This window comes from Halopseudomonas salina, assembly GCF_008641105.1.
Window position 1 is genome coordinate 538,303 of the sequence record NZ_VTTI01000001.1, and the last position, 20,828, is coordinate 559,130.

Genomic DNA, 20,828 nt, shown 5'->3' on the forward strand with positions numbered 1-20,828 from the left:
ATAGCTAAGCCTCAATCGACCGGATTTTGCTCCGTTCTGACGTAAAAAATGGCTAGAGAACGCCCGGCAGCCAGGTGACCAGGCCAGGCCACAGGGCCACGATCACTAGCATCAGGATCTGGATGGCTATGAACGGCAGCACCCCGCGATAGATTGCCGAGGTCGGCACGTCGGGGTGTGTGACCCCGCGCAGGTAGAACAGGGCAAAGCCGAAGGGGGGAGTCAGAAAGGATGTTTGCAGATTGAGGGCGATCATGACCCCCAACCAGATAGGATCGATGCCCATCATCAACAGCACCGGACCGACAATGGGAACGACCACGAATGTGATCTCGATAAAATCAAGAATGAAGCCGAGCAGGAAGATGACCAGCATGACCAGCAGCGTTGCGGTAAAGGCGCCGCCCGGTAGCTGTTGAAACAGGTTGTGGATCATCTCTTCGCCACCAAAGCCGCGAAACACCAGGGAGAATATCGAAGCGCCGATAAGGATCATGAACACCATGGCACTGATCTCGGTAGTCGCGCGGCTGACCTCGCGAAGTCGTGCAATGGACAACTGGCCGTTGGCCAGCGCCAGCAACATCGCGCCGATGGCTCCTACCGCCGCGGCTTCTGTTGGTGTGGCTATGCCGGCAAGTATCGAGCCGAGTACCGCAGCGATGAGCAGTAGGGGTGGGAACAGGCTACCGAGTAGGCCGATGATACTCACCTGGCCACGCTCTTCGACCGGTAGTGCCGGCATCTTTTCGGGTTGCCAGAGCGCTACGGCGATCAGGTACAGCAGGTAGAGTCCAACCAACAGCAGCCCGGGCAACAGGGAGCCAATGAACAGGTCGCCTACCGTGACTGTTTCGGGTGAGAAGATCCCCATGCGCAGCTGTGCCTGTTGGTAGGCATTGGAGAGCACATCGCCGAGCAGTACGAGAATGATCGAGGGCGGAATGATCTGACCCAACGTACCAGTAGCGGCCAGGGTTCCTGTGGCCAGGGCAGGATCATAGCCGCGGCGCAGCATTGTTGGTAATGCCAACAGGCCGAGCGTGACCACAGTGGCGCCGACAATACCGGTGCTGGCCGCCAGCAATGCCCCGACCAGCAAGACAGAAAACGCGAGACCGCCGCGCAGGCCCCCGAACAGTTGTGACATGGACTCCAGCAGCTTCTCGGCCACCCGGGATTTCTCCAGCATGACCCCCATGAAAACAAACAATGGCACTGCCAGCAGTGTCTGATTGTTCATCGTGCCGAACAGTCGGCTGGGCAGTGCGCCGAAGAAGCTTGGGTCAAACAGGCCGAGCATTACGCCGGCCCCGGCAAACAGCAGGGAGATGCCTCCCAGGGTAAAGGCGACAGGGTAGCCGAGCATCAAAGCCAGGCAGAGACAGACAAACAGCGCGATGGCCATCAGCTCGGGCATTACAGGTGCTCTCCGTGCTTCGCTGGCAAATGGCTGGGTAGTGCTCCGGTAAGTACGCAGAGCGTTTTGATGATCTGTGCCAGAGCCTGGAGCAGCAAGGTGGACACCAGTAGCAGGATGATGCTTTTTTGCAGATACACCCAGGACAGGCCTCCGGCATCAGCCGAGCGTTCCTGGCGTGCCCAGGACACTGCTACGTAATCCCAGCAATTCCATGCCAGAAACAGACAGACCGGAAGCATAAAGAACAGACTGCCGGTGAGATCGACCAGCGCCTGGCGCCGCGGCGACATGCGCCTGAAGAAAATGTCGACCCGCACATGGGCATCGCGCTGCAGAGCCCAGGCTGCGGCGCCCATGAAAACCAGGGCGTGTGCGTATAGAACCAGCTCCTGCATGGCGGTGGCGCCAACGCCGAAAGCATACCGCAGCAGCACTACCGCACCGGTCAGCAGAACCATCAGCAGGGTCAGCCACGACAGGGTGCGACCCAGCCAGCCTGTCAGGTGATCAATGGCGCTGGCTATCGTCAAACAGCGGGTTGCAGGGCGGCCTGGCATGGCTTGTCCGTGGTTGGTGCGCCGGAAAACCCGGCGTATCAGGAAGGGATTACCCGCGTCCGGCCCCGATCATCGATAGCAACGAACACAAAGATTGCTTCGGTGACCTTGCGACTGCCCTCATGTGCGAGGTCCTCACTCCAGACCTCCACCAGCATCTTCACCGAACTGCGGCCGACTTCGAGCACATGGGAGTGAAAGGCCAGCTGGGCGCCCACAGGCACCGGGACCATGAAGCCCATGCGGTCTATTGCCACTGTGGCTACCCGACCCCGGGCCAGCCGCGAGGCGGTGCTGGTGCCGGCCACGTCCATCTGGGAGACCAGCCAGCCGCCATAAATGTCACCAAAGCTGTTGCTGTCGCGTGGCAATGCGGTGATTTTCAGCGCCAACTCCCCCGTTGGCACCGGATCCTTGTCTATCTCTTGCATGGGATACTCGAATAAGGGTCTGTTGTAATTGTTTTATCCGCTTGCGTGCTGCGTCTATTGACATTCGCAAAGCCTGTCTATGGTAAGAGATTGCGGGCCGTGTCTCAATGCTTGTGTGCCGGGCAATGTGCCACAGACCGGCACGGGCAGAGGGTTCTCTGCAGGCGACTCGCAAGATGGTCACACAATTGTCCTATTCCGGCAGTACGGTTGACGCATGTCTGTTATGTGGTGGCAGGTGAGCCTTCGCCGCCTGATGACGGTTTTCTCGACAATCAGCAGGAAGACAAAAGTGATGAAGGAAGACAACGAGGTCTTTACCCAGCACATATCCACGCAGTTCAACGAGGATCTGGAGGGCATCCGCACCCAGACGCTGGAGATGGGCGGTCTGGTCGAGAAGCAGATCAATGACGCCATCACCGCGCTGATTGAGGGAGACGCGGTCCTCGGTGAACAGGTGCGCGCCGCTGATGATCTGGTTAACCAGATGGAGCGCAAGATTGACGAGGAGTGCATGCGCATACTCGCGCGGCGCCAGCCCGCCGCCAGCGATTTGCGCCTGATAATGTGCATAACCAAGATCGTTGTGGACCTGGAGCGTATTGGTGATGAAGCGTCGAAGATCGCCAAACGGGCCCTGCTGCTGGTTGACGAAGGCCAGTCGCCACAGGGTTATGTCGAATGCCGCCATATCGGTGCCCATGTGCGGCAAATGGTACAGGACGCATTGAGCGCTTTTGCGCGGCTCGACAGCGACCAGGCTTTATTGGTGGCCCGCGAGGACAAGATCGTGGACAAGGAGTACAAGAGCGCCATGCGCGAGATGGTTACCTACATGATGGAAGACCCTCGATCCATAAGTCGCGTACTGAGTATCCTCTGGGTGCTGCGCTCACTTGAGCGGGTGGGTGACCATGCGCGAAACGTAGCAGAGCAGGTCATATTTCTGGTCAAGGGCACCGACGTGCGTTATCAGGGACTCGAGCGCATGCAGGAAACGGTCAGGAAGGATTAGGAGAAGCTTTTCTCGCGTTTGGGGCATAGACGCGACGCCCGGTTTTGGGTATGTTTTGGGACACTGAAGCTAACTGTATCTCTGCTGGGCAGTAGAGTCATGTGACGCTTGCGATTCCTCTTCCCAACTCTGGAGCTTCCATGGAGATCACTTCCTACAGTATGAATTGGCACTACCCGACCGCGATGCGTGTGGGTGCAGGTCGCATTCGTGAACTCGGCAAATCCTGTAAACAGCTGGGCATGAAGGCACCATTGCTGGTCACCGATCCAGGCTTGGCGGCGATGACCATGGTTGAAGAGGCATTGCAGAATTGCCGCGACGCTGGTTTGCAGGTAGGACTGTTCAGCAGCATCAAGGGCAATCCCACCGGTGGCAACGTGGCCGACGGGGTAGCAGCGCTGAAGGCCGGGGGGCACGATGGCGTGATTGCCTTTGGTGGTGGCTCCGCCATCGACGCAGCCAAGGCCGTGGCGCTGATCGCACATCAGACCTGCACCCTGTGGGAAGCCGGTCCGGCTACAGTGGACGCAAGCAAGATGCTGCCGGTAGTTGCCGTGCCCACCACTGCCGGTACCGGGTCGGAAGTCGGCCAGGCGGTAGTGATCACCGACGATGAGAACCACGTCAAGCGGCCCATTTTTCACCTCAAGATGGTTCCAGGTATCGTTATCCTTGACCCGGAGCTGACCCTGGGCCTGCCGGCCAAGCTCACTGCAGCAACCGGGATGGACGCCCTGGCGCACAACCTCGAAGCCTATTGCACACCGGTCTACCATCCAATGGCAGAGGGCGTAGCTCTGGAGGGTATGCGGCTGGTCAAGGAGTTTCTGCCCCGTGCAACGGCCAACGGTCAGGACGTGGATGCCCGTCAACAGATGTTGGTGGCGTCGAGCATGGGGGCGGTTGCCTTCCAGCGGGGCCTCGGCGCCATTCACGCGGTATCGCACAGCCTTGGCGCTCTGTATGACAGCCACCACGGTTTGTTGAACGCTATTGTCATGCCCTATGTTCTGGTAGCCAATCGAGCGGCCATCGAGCCGGAAATGCAGCGGTTGGCACGTTACCTGGACTTGCCTACTGCCGGTTTTGAGGGCGTTCTGGAGTGGGTTCTGGCACTGCGCGCGGAACTGCAAATCCCCCACACGCTGGCCGAGATCGGCATGGACGACACCCAGGCAGAACTGGTCGGCAAGATGTCAGCCAAGGATGTCGCAGCCAGAACCAACGCTCTCAAGTTTGATGCCGGCCAGTATCAGCAGCTGTTTCTCAATGCCCTGCGCGGGGTGCTCTAGGATATTTCTCAAACTTCACTATCAAGATGCAAGCCGCGGCATGGACCAGTTCCTGCCGCGGCTCGTCCTCAGGCCAGGGTAACCTCAATGCCGGCACCGACCATAACTATGCTGCCTGCTTCCGGCTCCTGCATGGTGATTTTCCTCTTGGCTGCAGGTGCGTCTACGGCGTTGCCCTGTTTGTCTACGGCCGAGAGTTCCTGATCCAGCAACTCGGCAAGCTGTAGTGCCTCTTCCCAATTTTTGTCTATCAGGGCGGGTACCACACGAATCTCGCTGGCGCGTGCCGGCGCGGGCACCGGCACGATCTTGAAAGTCACCTTGGCGGCGGCACTGGACTGAAAACCGTAGCGATTGGTCAGGTCCGCATTGACTGGTGCCGCATAAAGCCGTGCTGCCGGCAGCTGGGAATGTACCAGCCTCGAGCTGTTCAGGTCGCTCAGGTTCAACTGCGCGATCTTTCCCTTCGCTGGTATAGGGGCGGGTGGCTGGGTACGGGTGTCGCCGCTGATGCTCAGTGCTACCTGAATCTCACCTGTGGTTTCTGGCAGGGCATAGAAAGTTGGTTGATATCCAATCTCCTGCAGCAAGCGCAGTTCAGCATCCCCCCCTTCGCTGTAGATCGCCAGTACCTTGGCCAGCGAGCCCTGGTCCAGAGCTTCCTGGGCCTGGGCGACCCCCTGCCCGACGGCTGCAATTATTTCACCGATGGGTGCTGCCATCACGTCGCTGACCAGATTCTTGATGGTTGTCATTGCGTTTATCCTGTGTGCTTAGGCTTGGGTGAAAACCACCATGATGCTCTCGCCGGGGCTTACCTGCGTGCCCTTGGCGGGTAGCTGACGTATGGCCTGACCAATCGGCAGGCTGGAGTTGGTAACGCTCTGATAGGCAGCATCCATGTTCAACCCCATATCTCTGGCCAGACGTCGGGCCAGCGTTTCGGTGAGTTCGGTGAAGTCGGGTACGCTGATCAGCCCCTCGTCTTCGCTCACGGCGGCGTCGGGCAAGAACTCCAGGTTTACATCGGTGAACATGCCTGCTGCGCCCTTGTTGTTCAGATCCGCCAGGGTCGGCATGGTCAACTGGTTACCCGAGACCAGGGTCTTGAGGTTGAGGGACACCTTGCCCAGTCGGTATGGCACCGCTTCGTTGTTGAGTGCCATCTGCGCCTCCTGCAACTGTTTACCGATATTGGCATACAGCTCACCAGCACCTACCTGGGTATTCATCTGCTGCTTCAGCTGTTCGGCTTCGTCCTTGGCCTTGGCGGCTTCCTCCATTGCAGCACTCGACACCTTGGCCATTTCCTTCAGGCGCTCGGTATAGCTGGTCAGTTCCAGGTTCTTGGCATTGATGGTCTGTTGCAGTTGCATTGCACGTATGTCGTAGTCTGCTGCCTGACGGATGATCTGCTCGTTCAGGTTTAGCTTCATGGTTTCGGTAGCCAGGGTGAATTGCTCGTTTACCGGTTTGCTCGAGGCAGTGGTGGCGGGCTTTGCCTTGAGCTCCCTCTCCAGCGTCGCAATCCTGCTCTGCGCCAGACGCAGCTCCTGTGTGGTCTTGAGGTTGTTCTGCTCGAGCTGCACCATCTGCATCTGTTTCTGGTTCAGCTCGGTATCCTGTAGCTCTATGCGCTTGGTCAGGTCGGCATTCATGCGCAACTGCGCGGTGCTCGGTTGTTCCACAATCTGCGGCTTTACGAAGGCTGTAATAGGCGCGCCAGCCATGGTCATGCGGGCGGTCGCAGCGCTAACTTGGGGTGCAGGCGGACGGGGTACACCGGCTATCAGGTAGTCATCTGTCTGGCTGAAGGGAGCTGTGTGGTCGCTGCGCGCGATGGCGTTATTGGCCAGACGTTGTATCTGTCCGAAGGATAGGTGAGCGGAGGTAGCCGACGCGACCTGCACCAGGCCACCTTCAGCAAGGACCCGGGCAGGCTGCCCCGAGACGCTGGCTTCACACAGGCGCATGGCCGGCAGTATTTCACCGCCGGAAGTCAGTTTGGTTTTCAGAGAAAAGCGACCCTGGGCGTTCAGTGCAGCCTTGGCCTGGGCGCGCCAGGCCTTGCGGGTCAGATCATAGATCTGCACCTGTACTGTACCGGTGGCGGGTTTGCCGTCGGCTTCCAGCACGACGCCAGTGATACTCCATTGCATGAAGGTGTTCCTACGGGCTGAGAATGAGTTGGGTCAGGGTTGGGCCGCTGCTGATCAGCAGCACGATATTGGCGTTCGCCGGGACCTTGTTGGTCAGTTCGACATCAACCTCGGCATTGCCTTGTTCGTCCGTTTCTACCACACGCTGGCTGAACTGCACCGCCGTTCTGATCTTGTCTTCGCTGAAGCTGGCTGGCGCACCAGCCAGCTCGCTAAGCTTCTGACTGGCTTCAATATCCAGATTGAACTCGATCATCGCCCCGCTGATCAGGTCGCCGGCAGTATTGCTCAAGTTGACCAGGATTTGGCGGATGCGCGGCTTGTCGGTGTTGCTCATGGCTCGCGTAACCAACCGGTTCGTGGGCAGGTTGTTGCTCGGCGGTACCGACACCAGCCGACCGCTGAAGGTACTGGTCAGCTCGGTGGAACTGCTGCTCGGTTCGGAGTTGGCGTTCAGGCTGGGCATTTTCAGACGCAGCATGGGGATTTTCTGAATCTTGGCACTGGTCGCACCCATAGCCCGCGTTGGCGCAGCCGGAGCGGCCTGCTCGGTGGTCTCCATGGTCGCCTTGATGGTGAAGTCCAGATAGGGCAGGTGGTAGCTGCTGCGCGGTCGCCCATAGTTGTCGGTGGGCGGCATCTCGTCGAGTACGGCCTGGGCATCGCGCAGTCCCCGGGCCAGCCCGAGTAATACCTGTTCGATGGAGCTGGAAACGAATTGGCTGGATTTGCTCATGGTCAGTCGGTACTCAATTGAGGTCGTTGGGCGCGGCGTTCCTGGGCTCGCTCACGCTTCATCATGTCCTGGCGTTCAGCCTGTCGTTCGGCCCGGCGCGCTTCCAGGCGCTCTGCGCGCTGTTGCTCGCGTTGTCGGTCACGGCGCTGCGCCAGGTCGTCGGTGGAGCCCGGGGCGATACCAAGCAGTTTTTCCGTGCGTTGCTTATAGCGCTGGTCGAAACTCTCCCGCGTGGTGGCGCGTTCGGTCCGGGTAGGATGCCGGGCCGCATCCAGCCGCTGTGTCAGGGGTGCCTCGACGGGTCGGGAAAGGGGTGCCTGGATGGTCTCCCTACGGCTGTTTCGCAGACGTTCCTGCGCCTTGTTGCGGGCATCGTTGACGCGCTGATCGAGGCGCTGCATCAGGCTTTGCTTCTGGGCGAGCAGCTGGCGTGCCCGATCCTCGGCCTGGCCTGCCTGGCTGTCGCGCAACGCTTGCCAGCCATCGCGGGGGGCTTGCCGAGGCCGTTGATCCAGAGCTGCGGCAGGTTCGGTCTTGCACTGTTCGTGCTGGCGCGCCCAGCGTTCCAGCTCGGCGCGGCGTTCAGCCATGCTGGCAACCGGAAAGCGCGGATCCTCCCCGGGGGTTTGCCCTGCGCGTGTGGGGCTCGACCCCAGCTCTTGCATGCGGGCCTCCAGCGCCTTGCGCTTTTCCAGCAGTGACTGCAGAGCAGGCAGCTGCTCGGCAACGCTGGCAAGATCGGCTGGTGGGGCGCGCTGTGCCTCCCGCGTGCGTCGCCCTCCAGTCTGTTGCCGGGCCAGGTCGCGCCAGGTCTTGCGACTCATTCTTCGCCTTCCTCCTCAATCATCTTGCGGATGCGTTCCTCGAGAATCGCCGGAGGCGGCACGGTTACCAGCTTGGTCCGCATGACCGAACTGCCCTCCGCGGAATACTGATACTTGCTGGCGAAACTGGCGGATACCGAGCTGGCTGTCATCGAGCCGGCGGCGAAGAAAGGCAACGCGCCGCCCTTGGCACTGGCTTTGACCTGATTGCGTTTGAAGGTCGAGCTGCGTTCACTGCTGACGCTGATCGATATCTTCAGCTCGATGACGGTGTCGACGAACTGATAAAACGTTGGCATGAACCCGAGTTCGAGCAGGCTGTAGGACTTGCCGTTACTGAACTCGACCTTGTAGGTCTGCTCGCTGCCACCGTCTTCGTCCTCATCAGTGCCGCTGGCGTAGCCGGCCATCATGCGCGCGATACGCAGGGACACCAGGTCCAGTTCGAGCTGCGCCTCGGCAATACCCACGCCCAGATTGCGCACCATCATCGGAAACGGGACGTTCATTAATTCCGTGCCTACAGACATGGTCGATCCTCCTGTTCAGGCTGTGGGCACTCAGGCGTCTTCTTCCGCTTCGGCCGGCTGACGGCGCGCTGCGGCTTCTTCCATCATCGCGCGGATTCGTTCTTCCAGAATCGGCGGCGGCGGGACCGGCGCCAGCTTGGTACGCAACAGGCTCGACCCCTCGGCTGAATAGGAGTACTTGGACGAATAGGTGGCGTCTACCTGGCTGGTGGCCACGGTCGATGAACCACTATTCTTGCCGCCGAAAACCTTGCCGAACAGGCCGCTGGTCTTGTTCTTCTTCGAGTTCTCGGTTTTCTTGTTGCTGCGGGTGCTGGTGAACTCGCGGGTGCGGGTGATCTTGATGGCGATCTTCACCTCGATGATGGTGTCCACGAAGTTGTAGAAGACCGGCGTGAAGCCCAGCTCCAGCATCGACAGTCGCGTCGGCACGCGGACCATGCCGTCAGCGTCCTTGTGCTTGACCGCTTCGGTCACGACCTTGGCGTAGCCGGTATCAATGGCAGCGAGCGAATTGGCCGCGTTTTCGGTCATGTATTCGTGACCAAAGAAGATCCGGCTGTCATCGAAGGTGATGTTGCCTTCGTCATCGTAAATGGTGCGCAGGCCGCCCATCATTTCGGCGACGTCAATCGAGGCTTCGTCGAGCTTGACCTGGGCTTCGGCGATGGCGAATGCCATCTGCCGGATCATGTCGCCCATGGGGACATTAAGTAGTTCCTGACCGATACTCATTGTGCAGCTCCTTTGAACTTAGTCATCCTGATTCTGCAGGCCCTTGTCGTGCAGCCGGCGCAGTACTTCGCTGAAAGCCTCCGGGGCGGGCAGCGATACCAGCCGGGCGGCGATTGAACTGGTGCCCTCGGCGGACACCGAAAATTTGCGCGCATAGGACACATCCACGCTTGCCGCAACCATGACCACGCCGTAATTGACCCGTGCCGTCACGCCGGCTGAAACCGAGGTCTCGGTGGTTTCCGACATGCTGAATGACAGCTTTGCCTCCACTGTGGCCTCGGTGAAGGCGTAGAAGCTGGGCGCAAAGCCCAGAGTCAGCAGGTTGTAGGTTTCACCGTTGAGCTCCACCGGTGTCTCGGCCATCTGTTTGGCGACCTCGACCGAGTTGCTGTCCAGCGCCGACTGGGCCTGGGCAATGGCCAGACCGAGCCGCTCGATGATCTGCGGCAGCGGCGCACTGACCAGGGAGCGGGTAACACTGACGGTTTCCGACACGGTCTATTCCTCCAGGAAGGTGCGGATGGTCTCGAGAAATTCCGGAGGGGCCGGAATCGAGACCAGCCGTGCTGAAATCGACGAGTTACCGGTCACGTCCAGCTCGAATTTCTTGCTTTCATGCATGCTGAATGTCGCGCCTACCGCCACGGTATGGTTGCCGGTACGTCGTTGCGTCTCACGCTGGGCGGAGGTCCGTTCGAACTGTTCGGTAACCGTGATGCTTTCGCTGCTACTGACGCGCACATCACGGCTCGAGCGGGTGATCAGGCGCAGGCTGACGGGGTCGGTTTCGCGGGCCAGGTTACAGATGGCGCCGCTGGCCGATGCGGCGATCTGGCTGGCGCTATCGGCGTTGATGCTGTTGCTCAGGTTCTTGGCGAAGGCCTGGGGGCTGTCAGCCTCGAGGCCGTCTATCGCAGCCCCGGACAACTCCCAGGTTTGTCCTTCAGCGGTGACGGTCTTGCCATTGACGCCTGTCAGGGTCTGGCTATCGAAGGTATGTATCCATCCATTGGTACCGGGCTCGGAGCCATCCCGTCGGTCCGGGCTGACGCCGCTGATGGGCTCGCCATTCTCGGCATCGACCCGGATCATCTCGATATCCAGCAGAATCTCCACTCTGCGATGGGCCTGGTCGTAAGGCAGACCTTCCCGATCCCCGGGGTTGGCGCTGATTTCGCCCTCGCCGGTGGTGGTGGTGATCTGGCTTTCCTGCACACCCATGCGGATCATCTGACGCTTGACCTCGTTGGCGCGCCGCTGGGACAGATCCAGGTTGTAATCAGGCGTCGCCGGCGGGTCCGCATGCCCGACGATCTTGAAATGCAGTGAGCTGCGCGCCAGCAGAAGGGCTACTTCCTGGAGCTTGTCCAGTTGATCAGCACGAATGTTGGCGCGGTTGATGTCGAACAGAATGTTCTCGATCGGGAAGCCAGGGGGGAAAAGCTTGGCATTGAACCCAGCGTCCTCAAAATGGGTTTTGACCTTCCGTGCATAGTTGCGGATGCTGTTGGAAACGGGCACCTGGACGGTGATGTCTGGATTGACCACAAAGTCGGTGGCTGAATTGGCTGCTATGCGAATGAAACCGCAGGCGTAGCCGAAGGCCTTGAAGGCCACCGCGTTGGCTGTGCATTCGACCAGCGCGGCACTGGCGTTGGAGGTTGGATTGATGGGGGTTTCCGTGCGGTCGAAAGCCACTGCGTCGATATCTGCATTGCCTGCCAGGGCATCCACCAGATTGTTCAGACGCGCTTCGAGATCGGGGCCGTTGACGCCAATGCGCTCATTGTTGACCACGACTTCACCGGCTGACTGGCTGGTGATCTGCAGTTTGGCCTCGCGGGTGCGGGTTTCGTTGCTGGTGCCACTCTCGCTAGTCGTTTCGCTGTTCTCTGACGACGCCTCGTTGCCGAATGTGCCGTCGTAGGCGGCGTTTACACCCAGGTCCCATCCTGAGTTCTCTTCGACCTTCAAGCGCAGGTTCATCGAGCAACTGATGTCGGCATGCTGATAGTGGTAAAACGCCGGGCTGAAGCCCATTTCGATCAGCGTCTTGCCTCCCAGGCCGGGAATGGGCGAGATAAAGCTGTCCAACTGTTCGATGGAATTGGCATCCAGTGCCTGTTGCGCCTTCGCGATACCCAGGCCGAGACTGGAAATGAACTCGGCGACACTGGCATCGGCGAGTACCTCGCCCGGCTTTAACCCATTGTATTGACTCATTTGTATAGCTCCTTTCAGAGAGGCGAGGCCATGCCGCTGGCGTGCAGGCGTTCGGCGGGTAGGGCAATGGCACGGGCCGGATCAACCAGCTCCTTGCGAACGATGTAGTAGTGGTGACGGCGCTGGGCTTCATCCAGTTGTCTGACTCCCACGCTGAGTCCGCGACGTATCCAGCCGAGGACCTCACGAGCCATGGGTAGCGGATGATCCCCGGCGGTAGCCAGGGCCTGCTCGATTGCTTCAACGGCGTCGTTCTGACGACCCATGCGCAGCAGAATGCTTGCGCGTCGCTGGTGGTTTTCGGCGCGGTCCCGGGCTACCAGGGCCAGCGGGGAGGCAATACGCTGGTAGTGGGACTCTGCCTCGTCGCAATAACGCAGCACGGCTTCCAGGCTGCCACTGCGTTCCAGGCTTTCCATCACGCATTGGGTGTAATGGCGGAAGAAAACTTCCGGAGCGGAGCTGCTGACGGCCATGCGCAGGGCTTCCCGGTAATGCGCGAGAGCGGACTCGTGCTGGCCTTTGAGCGCGAGCAGCTTGCCCTGTTCTGCAATTCCCAGATGCATTCCGACGTTGGCTGCGTTGGCGCTCATGGAGAGGTCTCCTCGAATCGGTACTCGGCTTCCAGGGCGTCGAGGCCGCTTTGCAGCCAGCGTGGCAGCAGTTCGCCGAAGAGCATGTCGGAAATCCAGGGCAGGGTGGCTAGCTGCCCGGCATGCTCGATCAGCCCGCCGGTCTGCAGCAGCTCGCGGCAGCGCTCAGGTTGGGGGCAGCTTTCAACGATCAGGCGGCAGCAGCGCAGGCTTGCAAGTTGCGGCCGCACTGTCATGCCTGCTGCGGACCAGGCAGCCAGCCGGTGTTGCAGCGAGTGGGCTGGCACGCCTTCTTCGACCACTATGGGCAGGTTCTCGATAACACAGGGCACCAGATCTGCGGGAAACCCGGCCAGGGCTGGTAGCTGTTCAAGGCAGCTATCGGAGCTGATTTGCTCCAGATTCAGGTCAAAGCGCATAAAGGCCTTGTCGACCAGCCGCAGACCACCGGCCGACTGATGCCGACGCCAGAGGTACTGGCCCTGCTGGTAATCCAGCTCGGCGCCATCCAGGGTCCCCGTCGCGTCCGCATTGATGCCCATGCGTTGCAAGTCGCCGAGCAGGCTGCTCAATGCAGTACCGCGTTGGCGACTGATAAACAGTGCGTAGCGCGCTTGTTTACGTGCTGAACAGATCAATTCCACCGGTAGACCATCCAGCAGCTGCTGCAAGGCGTCGGCCGTGGCCTGGCTGACGTCGCCAAGAATAACGCTGGGGGGCGCCAACAACATGTTCTGTATGGCGGCGGCGGGGCAGCCGAGAAAACGCGACAGCCGCTCACAGCATGTAGCGAGGCAAGCCGGTTCACGCAGATACAGGGCAATATCCAGGCTATCTGCAGCTGTTGGTACGGGACTTTGACTGGGCTCTATACGGATGCCCAGGCCGGCCTGGCTGAGAATCTCGGCGAGACCCTGTGCATGGGGCATGGGCAGCTTGTCGAGCAATATTGCTGGGGCCTTGTACAGAGCGCTGGCCACCTGCGAAGCTGGCATGCCCAGCTGGCTCGCCAGGACACCCGCCAGACCGGGGCTGGCTGAGCCGATGGACTCAACGATCAGACGTTGTTCGGCAGCTGGGCTGCGAAGGGTGGCTTCCTGCATGTTGGCCTCCTGCCATTCAGTCCGGTACGCGCCCGAAACCGAGCAGATTGTTCATCCGTGAATAAACGTAATCGAACACTTTTACCGGCGCCGGGAACGGGCCTTTATTGCCCTCGATCACGTAAAGAATGCCGCCTTCGCTGAGCTCGACAACCATGCCGATATGTCCGGCGTGGGGGTTCCCGGGTACATCTCGGGTCCAGACCACGATATCGCCAGGTTCCGGTAGCTGCCCTTTGCGTGGGTCTATGCGCCAGCCGCGGCGGGTAAACTGATTAAGTATGTCGCGGGCACCCAGGCTGTAGTTGTACGGGCAACCCTGGGGGTGCTGGCTATAGCACCAACTGACGAAGCCGGCACACCATGGAAGGGGTGATTTACCGTTGGGATGCAGATACTTGCGCACGAACTCGCCGTTGTTATTGCTGCCGATTTCGCGGGCACCGGCTTCGCGCTCTTTGAAAGCCATTTGCAGTGCTAGGCGGCCCCGAGCCGAGCCTCCACGTGCAAGTGTCGGGGTGCTGGCCACTGCATCCAGTGGTTCAGCCTGCGGTACAGGATCTTCGATGTGCACCAGGCGCCACGCTGTCAGGGCGCCAACCAGTCCGTCCACGGCCAGAGGTCTGCCGCGTTCGTCCAGCTGTGAGGCTTGAAAGGTGCGCACCGCGCGCTGGGTTGCCAGGTCGAATATAGCGCCGGGCTTGTCTACCAGGCCCAGGGTGTGGAGACGCTGGTTCAGATAGCTGACCATGTCGCCCCTGGAGCCACGACGCAACAGATTGCTGCGCACGTGATCGAGGAAAGCCTGGGCTGGCTGATCGATTTTGCGAGACTTCGTCATAATACCCCCACTCCGTGTGACGGGTATCGACGACTGCGACGCCAGACGGCGTCCTGACGATATAAAGGTCGCGAAATGCGACCTTGGAACATAAGATCAGCCAAGTTTTTGAGGCTGTCAATGATGGCCACAATGATGGCAGAGACATTTTTTCAGCTTTATCTCTCCTGCCTTCGCCGGAATGTGACCAAAAGGTCATTTATTCATGGGTATGGTTTGCACTCGGTCTGAGCTAAGCTAGCCGAGTAACCAGGCGAAGAGAAACGAGATGGCTAGAGTGTCGGCCCTGGTAGTGGATGACGCCCCTTTCATCCGCGACCTGGTAAAAAAAGCATTACGCAGCCAATTCCCCGGCTTGCAGATTGAAGAGGCCGTTAATGGCCGCAAGGCTCAGCAGGTGCTGAGTCGCGCGGCCTTTGACCTGATTCTGTGTGACTGGGAAATGCCGGAGATGAGCGGGCTCGAGCTGCTGCAATGGTTCCGTGGTCAGCCCGGTTCCGAGAAGACGCCCTTTATCATGGTGACCAGCCGCGGCGACAAGGAAAATGTCATCGAGGCCATTCAGGCCGGTGTGAGCGATTTTATCGGAAAGCCCTTCACCAACGAGCAACTGGCGGCCAAGGTTAAAAAGGCGTTGCATCGCAGCGGCAAACTACAGGTGCTGCAGGGCCGTCAGGCTCCGGCCAGCGGCGGAACTGCGCAGGATTCGGTCGCCAACCTGATGGGGGGGCGCAAGCCTGATAGCGGTTCGAATTCTGTTGCGGCCTCACCCGCAGCTCCGCCGGAGATCAAGCCCGCAATCAGTGAAACCGGCGCTACGGACTCCGATACTACCGATGTGCAGGACCGCCCGGCCACCCAACAGGTGCGTGGCCAGGCGCAATTGCGCTTGGCCGGCGGTCAGTTTGCCTGTGTGGTCAAGACCTTGAGCCTGCGCGATGCGCTGGTAGTGGTCCGACGCAGCGAACATATGCCGCAAGTATTCGAGAGTGGAGTGCTTGATCTGGAGCAGGACGCGGACAAGAGTGTCGCGCGCATCAACGCCTACGTGCACGCGGTAGCGTCGATGGAGCCGACAATGGATTGCGAATGGATCAAGGTTACCCTGAAGTTCGTCGATCAGGATCCGCAGAAATTGGACTACCTATCACGCCTGATCGCGTCCGGCAGTGCTCAACGGCACTATTCGCCAAGCGCCTGAATGAGCGGCCGGGCGGCTCAGGCGTCCCGGCTTGCGGGGAAATGACAGGTGAAGACGCTGCCCGTGCCCAGGGTACTTTTGATCTCCAGCCGCGCCCCATGGCGTAACAGCACATGCTTGACAATAGCCAGCCCCAGACCTGTTCCGCCGGTATTGGTGCTACGGCTTGAATCCACGCGGTAGAAGCGCTCGGTCAAGCGGCTGATGTGCTCGGGGGCGATGCCCGTCCCGTTATCACTTACGCTTACATGGGTGCCGTTCTGATCCTGCCAGCAGCGAATACTGATCTCGCCCTGGTCGGACGTATATTTGACCGCATTGAAAACCAGGTTGGAAAATGCGCTGCGCAGCTCGGCATCGGCGCCAAGCAGGCGTATCGCCGGGTCTGTGTCCAGGTGAATCTGATGCCCTCGCTCCGCTGACAGGGCCTGAGCGTCCTGGGATACCGACTTGAGCATCTGACTGATATCCACAGACTTTTTTTCGACAGCGCGATCGTCGTTTTCCAGGCGGGCCAGCATCAACAGGTCGTTGAGCAGATTCTGCATGCGCTTTGACTGCTGTTCCATCTGCTGCAAGGCTCGCTTCCAGCGCGGATTGATAGGTTCATCGGAATCCTGAAGGGTTTCCAGATAACCCACCACAACGGTAAGCGGGGTGCGAAGTTCATGGGAAACGTTGGCAACGAAATCCTTGCGCATCTGTTCAAGGTTATGCAGCCGAGTGGTGTCTCTGACCACTATCAGGCGTTCGCCCTGACCATAGTGCGTAATGGTGTACTGCAGCCAGGCGCTCGCGTTCAGATGGGATGCAATGTCCAGCGGCTCGCGAAAATGATCAGCTTCGAAATATTCGACGAATCGCGGATCACGCAACAGATTGGTCACGTGTTGGCCACTGTCATCAGGGGCACGAAAGCCCAACAGGCGTTCGGCCGCATGGTTCCACCATTCCAGCCGGCCCTTGGCATCCACCATGACCACAGCGTCACTCAGTGCTGCAGTTGATGCCTGAATCCGGTCGATCACCAGCTGCTGTTTTGCTCGCATGCGACTGTCGCGGCGTTGTATTCGGTAGATGTTATCGAATATCTCTCCCCACAGACCCCGGGTATCCGGTGGGGGATCATTGCGCTGCACACTCAACCATTGCACGAAGCGCGTCATCTGTCGCAGATGCCAGGCTACATACAGGCTCAGTCCGACTACCAGGCCCCAGGCAATCTGACCGACCAGCATGCCTCCCAGAACACCTGCCAGTAACAGCCAGAACAATAATTTGAACACGCTACCTGTCAAGTGTGTGCGCAAGACTTACATCCCCTTTTTCAACCCATTGCACTACTGCGCGGAGCGGTAGGCGTTGCACATCACGATACAGGATTCAGGTCTTGGTCGAGAAGCGGTACCCGGTGCCACGTACAGTTTGCACCAGAGACTCATAATGTGTGCCCAATGCCTTGCGCAGGCGCCGGATATGCACGTCAACGGTGCGTTCCTCGACATAGACATTGCCACCCCATACCTGGTCGAGCAATTGACTGCGAGTATAAACGCGCTCCTGGTGAGTCATGAAGAACTGCAACAGACGGTATTCGGTTGGACCCATCTCTGCGGGGCGATCATCAATGGTGACCCTGTGGCTGGCTGGGTCCAGGTGCAACCCGTCGACCTCCAGTGGGGCATCATTGTCCGGAGGCCCGGCGCGACGCAGAACGGCCTTGAGTCGGGCTACCAGTTCCCGGGGTGAAAAAGGCTTGGTGATGTAATCATCCGCACCGACTTCCAGACCCTGGATCTTGTTGTCTTCCTCACCCTTGGCGGTAAGCATGATAATGGGGATATCAGCCGTCAGTTCATTGCGCTTCAGCCGTCTGGCCAGCTCTATGCCGGTAGTGCCGGGGAGCATCCAGTCGAGCAGAATGAGGTCGGGCTGCCGATCAATAATGCTGGCGTGGGCCTGCTGGGTGTTTTCTGCCTCGACACAATCGTATCCGGCCATTTCCAACGCAACAGCGATCATCTCGCGGATCGGCGCTTCGTCATCGACTATCAGTATGGTCTTGCCTGCCATGAATCACCATCCGTTGCTGAATCTCAGGTGCAACGATTAGATAACACTTTTATTGCAGTTGTGTGACTTTACGGTGGCAGCTCGGTGAATCAGTGCATTCTTCAGTCCAGCATGGTGTCCAGAGCCAGACCGATAAACACCAGCATACCGAGCCAATGGTTGGAGAGAAACGCGCGCAGGCACTGATCAGCCTCGCGATTGCGTATCAGGCGTTGCTGCCAGACGAACCCACCCAGCATGCCGAGCAGCCCAAGATGGAAGTACAGACCCAGGTCGAAGCGGGCACCGACCATGAGCAGGCACAGCAGGGTGAGGCCTTGAAGTAGCCCGATGATTGTCCGGTCTGCTTCACCAAAGAGTATTGCGGTGGATTTGACCCCTATCTGCAGGTCATCCTCCCGGTCGCACATGGCGTATTCGGTATCGTAGGCCACTGTCCAGATCAGGTTGGCAAGATAGATGAGCCAGAGTATGTGGGGCAGCTCGCCGGTCTGCGCGGCGAACGCCATGGGGATGGCCCATGAAAACGCTGCACCCAGCACCAGTTGCGGATAAAAGGTAAAGCGCTTGCAAAATGGATACAGCGCGGCGAGCGCCAGCCCGCCGAAAGCCAGGAGAATGGTCAGTCCGTTGGTCAGCAGTACCAGAAACGCACTTGTTGCGACCAGTATGCCGAAGGTGATCAGCGCCTCGCGCGGGCTGACCTTGCCGGTCGCCAGTGGGCGGGTGCGGGTCCGGCTGACGTGGCCGTCGATATTGCGGTCCGCGTAGTCATTGATGACACAGCCAGCGGCCCGCATCAGGAAAACGCCGAGTACGAAAACAACCAGTACGCGCATGTCAGGCAGACCATCAGCTGCCAGCCATAGGGCCCACAAGGTCGGCCATAGCAGCAACCAGGTACCTATGGGGCGGTCCAGGCGCATCAGTTGCACGAAGTCGGGACCGCGGGGGTGGATGCGGGCGGCAATTTTCATCGTCAGGCCTGGCACGGGGTGGGTTCTCCTTGATGACATGAGCTCAGGCTGGCGGCCAGCCTGGTAGAAATACTTCGCAAACCAGCAGTCGGAATTCGCCGTCACAAAATAATGATCGTCTGGCCCAGCAGCTATTGAGCTGGGCTTCTGGCGACACCTGGGATGGTAACCAGGAGGTCGGATAGAGGCTGATTTCTATGCTGCCCCGGCTGATCTCCGGCTTCCCAAACAGCAACTCGCCCAGGCTTCGTGTTCCCAGTTCCTGCAATTCCAGGGTCGAACGCTCCAGGGCGGCGAGTGGAGCTATGCTGCGCGCAAATACTCGGGCTTCGCCCGCGGTGTGCAGCAGGACCTCGCGCACCCAGACCAGCTCTTCACACTGCAAACCCAGGGCCAGGACCTCATCTGGCCGAGCTGGTTCGCGCCCCTGGTGCAGAACCTCTACCGCAAAATCAGCGTTGCCGGCAGCGTCAAGGCGAGCCGTCAGCGAGCCTTCATCACTCAGCCAGTCAAGCAGCGGAGTCGGAGGTGGCGCAGGGTGAAGTGAAACAGCGTACCAGTCAGGCAGGGTCACGGCAGGGCATCGTCGCAGAGCAGTTGATCGGAGGCGCAAGGTTAGCATGAATGGGAGCTGGCCCGCTGCGGGTTGCAGCTTGGCGTATCGAGGCAATTCCGGTAGTGTCCATGTACTCTTTCTATACCCTTTTCCAGGAAAACTGCATGAAGAAGTGGCAATGTGTTGTATGCGGATTCATCTATGACGAGGCCGAAGGCTGGCCTGACGAAGGCATAGCCGCCGGTACCCGTTGGGAAGATGTCCCGGCTGATTGGCAATGCCCCGACTGTGGCGTAGGCAAAGAAGATTTCGAAATGATCGAGATGGGCTAAGCCCGCCATGAAGGAGTTCGAACGTGTCTGATACCGGTCCGTTGATCATAGTTGGAACCGGCCTGGCCGGTTATAACCTGGCCAAGGAAGTGCGCAAGCTGGATAACCAGCGTGAGCTTATTCTGCTTACCGCCGATGACGGCCGATTCTACTCCAAGCCGCTGCTGTCCACTGGTTTTGCCAAGGGCAAACAGGCGGATGAGCTGGCGATGCAGGATGCCACCGCCATGGCCGCCCAACTGAACGCGCAGATAATGCCGTATACCCGGGTGCTCCAGGTCGATCCTCAGTCGCGCACCATCCGGACCCAGAACGGCGAGTTGCATTACGGCGATCTGGTGCTGGCTTGTGGTGCCCACGCAAGACCCTTCCCGCTGGCCGAGGAAATGCATGAGCGGGTGCTTTCGATCAACGATCTTGGCGACTATGGCCGGTTCCGGGAGGCACTCCAGGGACGCAAGCGCATAGCTATCATCGGTGCTGGATTGATCGGCAGCGAGTTTGCCAATGATCTGGCATTGGGCGGACTGGAAGTGCAGGTGATTGCCCCGGATGAGCAGTTGATGCCTGGCCTGATCCCTGATCAGATCGCCGCTCCGGTACAAGCTGCTCTGCAGGAACTGGGCGTGCAGTTCCATCTGGGGCGATCGGTTGTTGCCGTGCATCCAGCCGACGCAGCGCTGAGTCTTGAGCTGGATGACGGCAGTCGTATCGAGGCTGATCAGGTATTGTCGGCTATCGGCCTGATTGCCAATACCACACTGGCACACGAGGCGGGCCTGCTCTGTGGTCGCGGCATTCAGGTGGATCGCTATCTGCGCACGTCTGATCCGCATGTCTACGCGCTGGGCGATTGCGCCGAGGTCACGGGCATGCAGTTGATGTATGTGATGCCGCTGATGAGTTGCGCCCGGGCGCTGGCGCGGACCTTGGCGCAGGACCCCACCGAGGTCAGTTATCCGGTGATGCCGGTGATGGTCAAGACGCCTGCGTGCCCGCTTGTCGTTGCACCGCCAGTCACTACGACTAATGGACTGTGGACGGTCAGTGGCGAAGGTCAGAATATGAAAGCACTTTTCCACGACGCCGATGGCATGCTCCACGGCTACGCGCTGACGGGTACCGCAGTGAGTGAGAAATTGCAGCTGAATCGCCAATTGCCGGCCTGGCTAGTCTGACAAATCGGGCAAACTGGCGGGCCATATTGCCTTTTGTCGG

At 59.5% G+C, this 20,828-nt stretch carries 23 protein-coding genes; 5 read left to right on the forward strand and 18 right to left on the reverse strand.

The window, feature by feature from the left end; translation table 11 throughout:
• Positions 1 to 52: 52 nt before the first annotated feature.
• The 3 genes from FZF01_RS02425 to FZF01_RS02435 are packed head-to-tail and all read right to left on the reverse strand — an operon-like array spanning position 53 to position 2,411.
• A complete protein-coding gene (locus FZF01_RS02425) occupies positions 53 to 1,420 on the reverse strand; it encodes a TRAP transporter large permease (protein WP_150276496.1) in 1,368 nt (455 codons plus the stop codon).
• Entirely contained in the window at positions 1,420 to 1,980 is a 561-nt protein-coding gene (locus tag FZF01_RS02430) for a TRAP transporter small permease subunit (RefSeq protein WP_150276497.1), read from the reverse strand. Before FZF01_RS02430 ends, FZF01_RS02425 begins: the two co-directional genes overlap by 1 nt.
• A gap of 38 nt (positions 1,981 to 2,018) precedes the next feature.
• The gene (locus FZF01_RS02435; protein ID WP_150276498.1) at positions 2,019 to 2,411 is read right to left on the reverse strand and encodes an acyl-CoA thioesterase; all 393 of its coding nucleotides are present in this window, start codon (positions 2,409 to 2,411) and stop codon (positions 2,019 to 2,021) included.
• Positions 2,412 to 2,706: 295 nt separating this feature from the next.
• Between FZF01_RS02435 and phoU the strand changes: the two genes are divergently transcribed.
• Entirely contained in the window at positions 2,707 to 3,429 is a 723-nt protein-coding gene (gene phoU / locus FZF01_RS02440; protein ID WP_150276499.1) for a phosphate signaling complex protein PhoU, read from the forward strand.
• A 140-nt stretch (positions 3,430 to 3,569) separates the two neighbouring features.
• Positions 3,570 to 4,724, forward strand: coding sequence for an iron-containing alcohol dehydrogenase (locus tag FZF01_RS02445; protein WP_150276500.1), 1,155 nt, complete (start codon positions 3,570 to 3,572; stop codon positions 4,722 to 4,724).
• Positions 4,725 to 4,792: 68 nt separating this feature from the next.
• Here the strand turns inward: FZF01_RS02445 and FZF01_RS02450 are convergent, their stop codons facing one another.
• From FZF01_RS02450 to FZF01_RS02500, 11 genes are read right to left on the reverse strand one after another with little or no spacing between them, the layout of a single operon-like run.
• Entirely contained in the window at positions 4,793 to 5,479 is a 687-nt protein-coding gene (locus FZF01_RS02450) for a hypothetical protein (protein WP_150276501.1), read from the reverse strand.
• Positions 5,480 to 5,497: 18 nt separating this feature from the next.
• Complete coding sequence (locus tag FZF01_RS02455; RefSeq protein WP_150276502.1) at positions 5,498 to 6,883, reverse strand: PASTA domain-containing protein; 1,386 nt, start codon at positions 6,881 to 6,883, stop codon at positions 5,498 to 5,500.
• Positions 6,884 to 6,893: 10 nt separating this feature from the next.
• Positions 6,894 to 7,619, reverse strand: coding sequence for a hypothetical protein (locus FZF01_RS02460; RefSeq protein ID WP_150276503.1), 726 nt, complete (start codon positions 7,617 to 7,619; stop codon positions 6,894 to 6,896).
• Between the two features lie 2 nt (positions 7,620 to 7,621).
• On the reverse strand, positions 7,622 to 8,443 hold the full coding sequence (locus FZF01_RS02465; protein ID WP_150276504.1) for a hypothetical protein: 822 nt from the start codon (positions 8,441 to 8,443) through the stop codon (positions 7,622 to 7,624).
• Positions 8,440 to 8,973, reverse strand: a complete 534-nt coding sequence (locus tag FZF01_RS02470) for a hypothetical protein (RefSeq protein ID WP_150276505.1) — start codon at positions 8,971 to 8,973, stop codon at positions 8,440 to 8,442. The genes FZF01_RS02465 and FZF01_RS02470 overlap by 4 nt, the downstream gene beginning before the upstream one ends.
• A 30-nt stretch (positions 8,974 to 9,003) precedes the next feature.
• Positions 9,004 to 9,708: a hypothetical protein gene (locus tag FZF01_RS02475; protein ID WP_223825357.1), complete on the reverse strand. Its 705-nt coding sequence runs from the start codon at positions 9,706 to 9,708 to the stop codon at positions 9,004 to 9,006.
• A gap of 18 nt (positions 9,709 to 9,726) precedes the next feature.
• A complete protein-coding gene (locus FZF01_RS02480) occupies positions 9,727 to 10,206 on the reverse strand; it encodes a hypothetical protein (RefSeq protein WP_150276506.1) in 480 nt (159 codons plus the stop codon).
• 3 nt (positions 10,207 to 10,209) lie between these two features.
• A complete protein-coding gene (locus tag FZF01_RS02485) occupies positions 10,210 to 11,934 on the reverse strand; it encodes an OmpA family protein (RefSeq protein WP_150276507.1) in 1,725 nt (574 codons plus the stop codon).
• Positions 11,935 to 11,948: 14 nt separating this feature from the next.
• Positions 11,949 to 12,527, reverse strand: a complete 579-nt coding sequence (locus FZF01_RS02490; protein WP_150276508.1) for a peptidylprolyl isomerase — start codon at positions 12,525 to 12,527, stop codon at positions 11,949 to 11,951.
• Positions 12,524 to 13,630, reverse strand: coding sequence for a hypothetical protein (locus FZF01_RS02495; RefSeq protein WP_150276509.1), 1,107 nt, complete (start codon positions 13,628 to 13,630; stop codon positions 12,524 to 12,526). Before FZF01_RS02495 ends, FZF01_RS02490 begins: the two co-directional genes overlap by 4 nt.
• 16 nt (positions 13,631 to 13,646) lie before the next feature.
• Positions 13,647 to 14,471 (reverse strand): NlpC/P60 family protein, encoded by an 825-nt coding sequence (locus tag FZF01_RS02500; protein ID WP_150276510.1) that lies wholly within the window; start codon positions 14,469 to 14,471, stop codon positions 13,647 to 13,649.
• 268 nt (positions 14,472 to 14,739) lie between these two features.
• Between FZF01_RS02500 and FZF01_RS02505 the strand changes: the two genes are divergently transcribed.
• Complete coding sequence (locus FZF01_RS02505) at positions 14,740 to 15,672, forward strand: response regulator (RefSeq protein ID WP_150276511.1); 933 nt, start codon at positions 14,740 to 14,742, stop codon at positions 15,670 to 15,672.
• Positions 15,673 to 15,689: 17 nt separating this feature from the next.
• Here the strand turns inward: FZF01_RS02505 and phoR are convergent, their stop codons facing one another.
• The 4 genes from phoR to FZF01_RS02525 all read right to left on the reverse strand — a co-directional run bounded on the left by phoR (position 15,690) and on the right by FZF01_RS02525 (position 19,296).
• Positions 15,690 to 16,958, reverse strand: a complete 1,269-nt coding sequence (gene phoR, locus FZF01_RS02510) for a phosphate regulon sensor histidine kinase PhoR (RefSeq protein WP_223825358.1) — start codon at positions 16,956 to 16,958, stop codon at positions 15,690 to 15,692.
• 97 nt (positions 16,959 to 17,055) lie between these two features.
• On the reverse strand, positions 17,056 to 17,745 hold the full coding sequence (gene phoB, locus FZF01_RS02515) for a phosphate regulon transcriptional regulator PhoB (protein ID WP_150276512.1): 690 nt from the start codon (positions 17,743 to 17,745) through the stop codon (positions 17,056 to 17,058).
• A gap of 101 nt (positions 17,746 to 17,846) precedes the next feature.
• The gene (gene ubiA / locus FZF01_RS02520) at positions 17,847 to 18,722 is read right to left on the reverse strand and encodes a 4-hydroxybenzoate octaprenyltransferase (RefSeq protein ID WP_150276729.1); all 876 of its coding nucleotides are present in this window, start codon (positions 18,720 to 18,722) and stop codon (positions 17,847 to 17,849) included.
• 43 nt (positions 18,723 to 18,765) lie between these two features.
• Positions 18,766 to 19,296, reverse strand: a complete 531-nt coding sequence (locus FZF01_RS02525; protein ID WP_223825359.1) for a chorismate--pyruvate lyase family protein — start codon at positions 19,294 to 19,296, stop codon at positions 18,766 to 18,768.
• A 146-nt stretch (positions 19,297 to 19,442) separates the two neighbouring features.
• Between FZF01_RS02525 and FZF01_RS02530 the strand changes: the two genes are divergently transcribed.
• The gene (locus FZF01_RS02530) at positions 19,443 to 19,610 is read left to right on the forward strand and encodes a rubredoxin (RefSeq protein WP_150276514.1); all 168 of its coding nucleotides are present in this window, start codon (positions 19,443 to 19,445) and stop codon (positions 19,608 to 19,610) included.
• Positions 19,611 to 19,633: 23 nt separating this feature from the next.
• Positions 19,634 to 20,788 carry an NAD(P)/FAD-dependent oxidoreductase gene (locus FZF01_RS02535; protein ID WP_150276515.1) on the forward strand — a complete coding sequence of 385 codons (1,155 nt, stop codon included), beginning with the start codon at positions 19,634 to 19,636 and terminating at the stop codon, positions 20,786 to 20,788.
• The last annotated feature ends 40 nt before the right edge of the window (positions 20,789 to 20,828 follow it).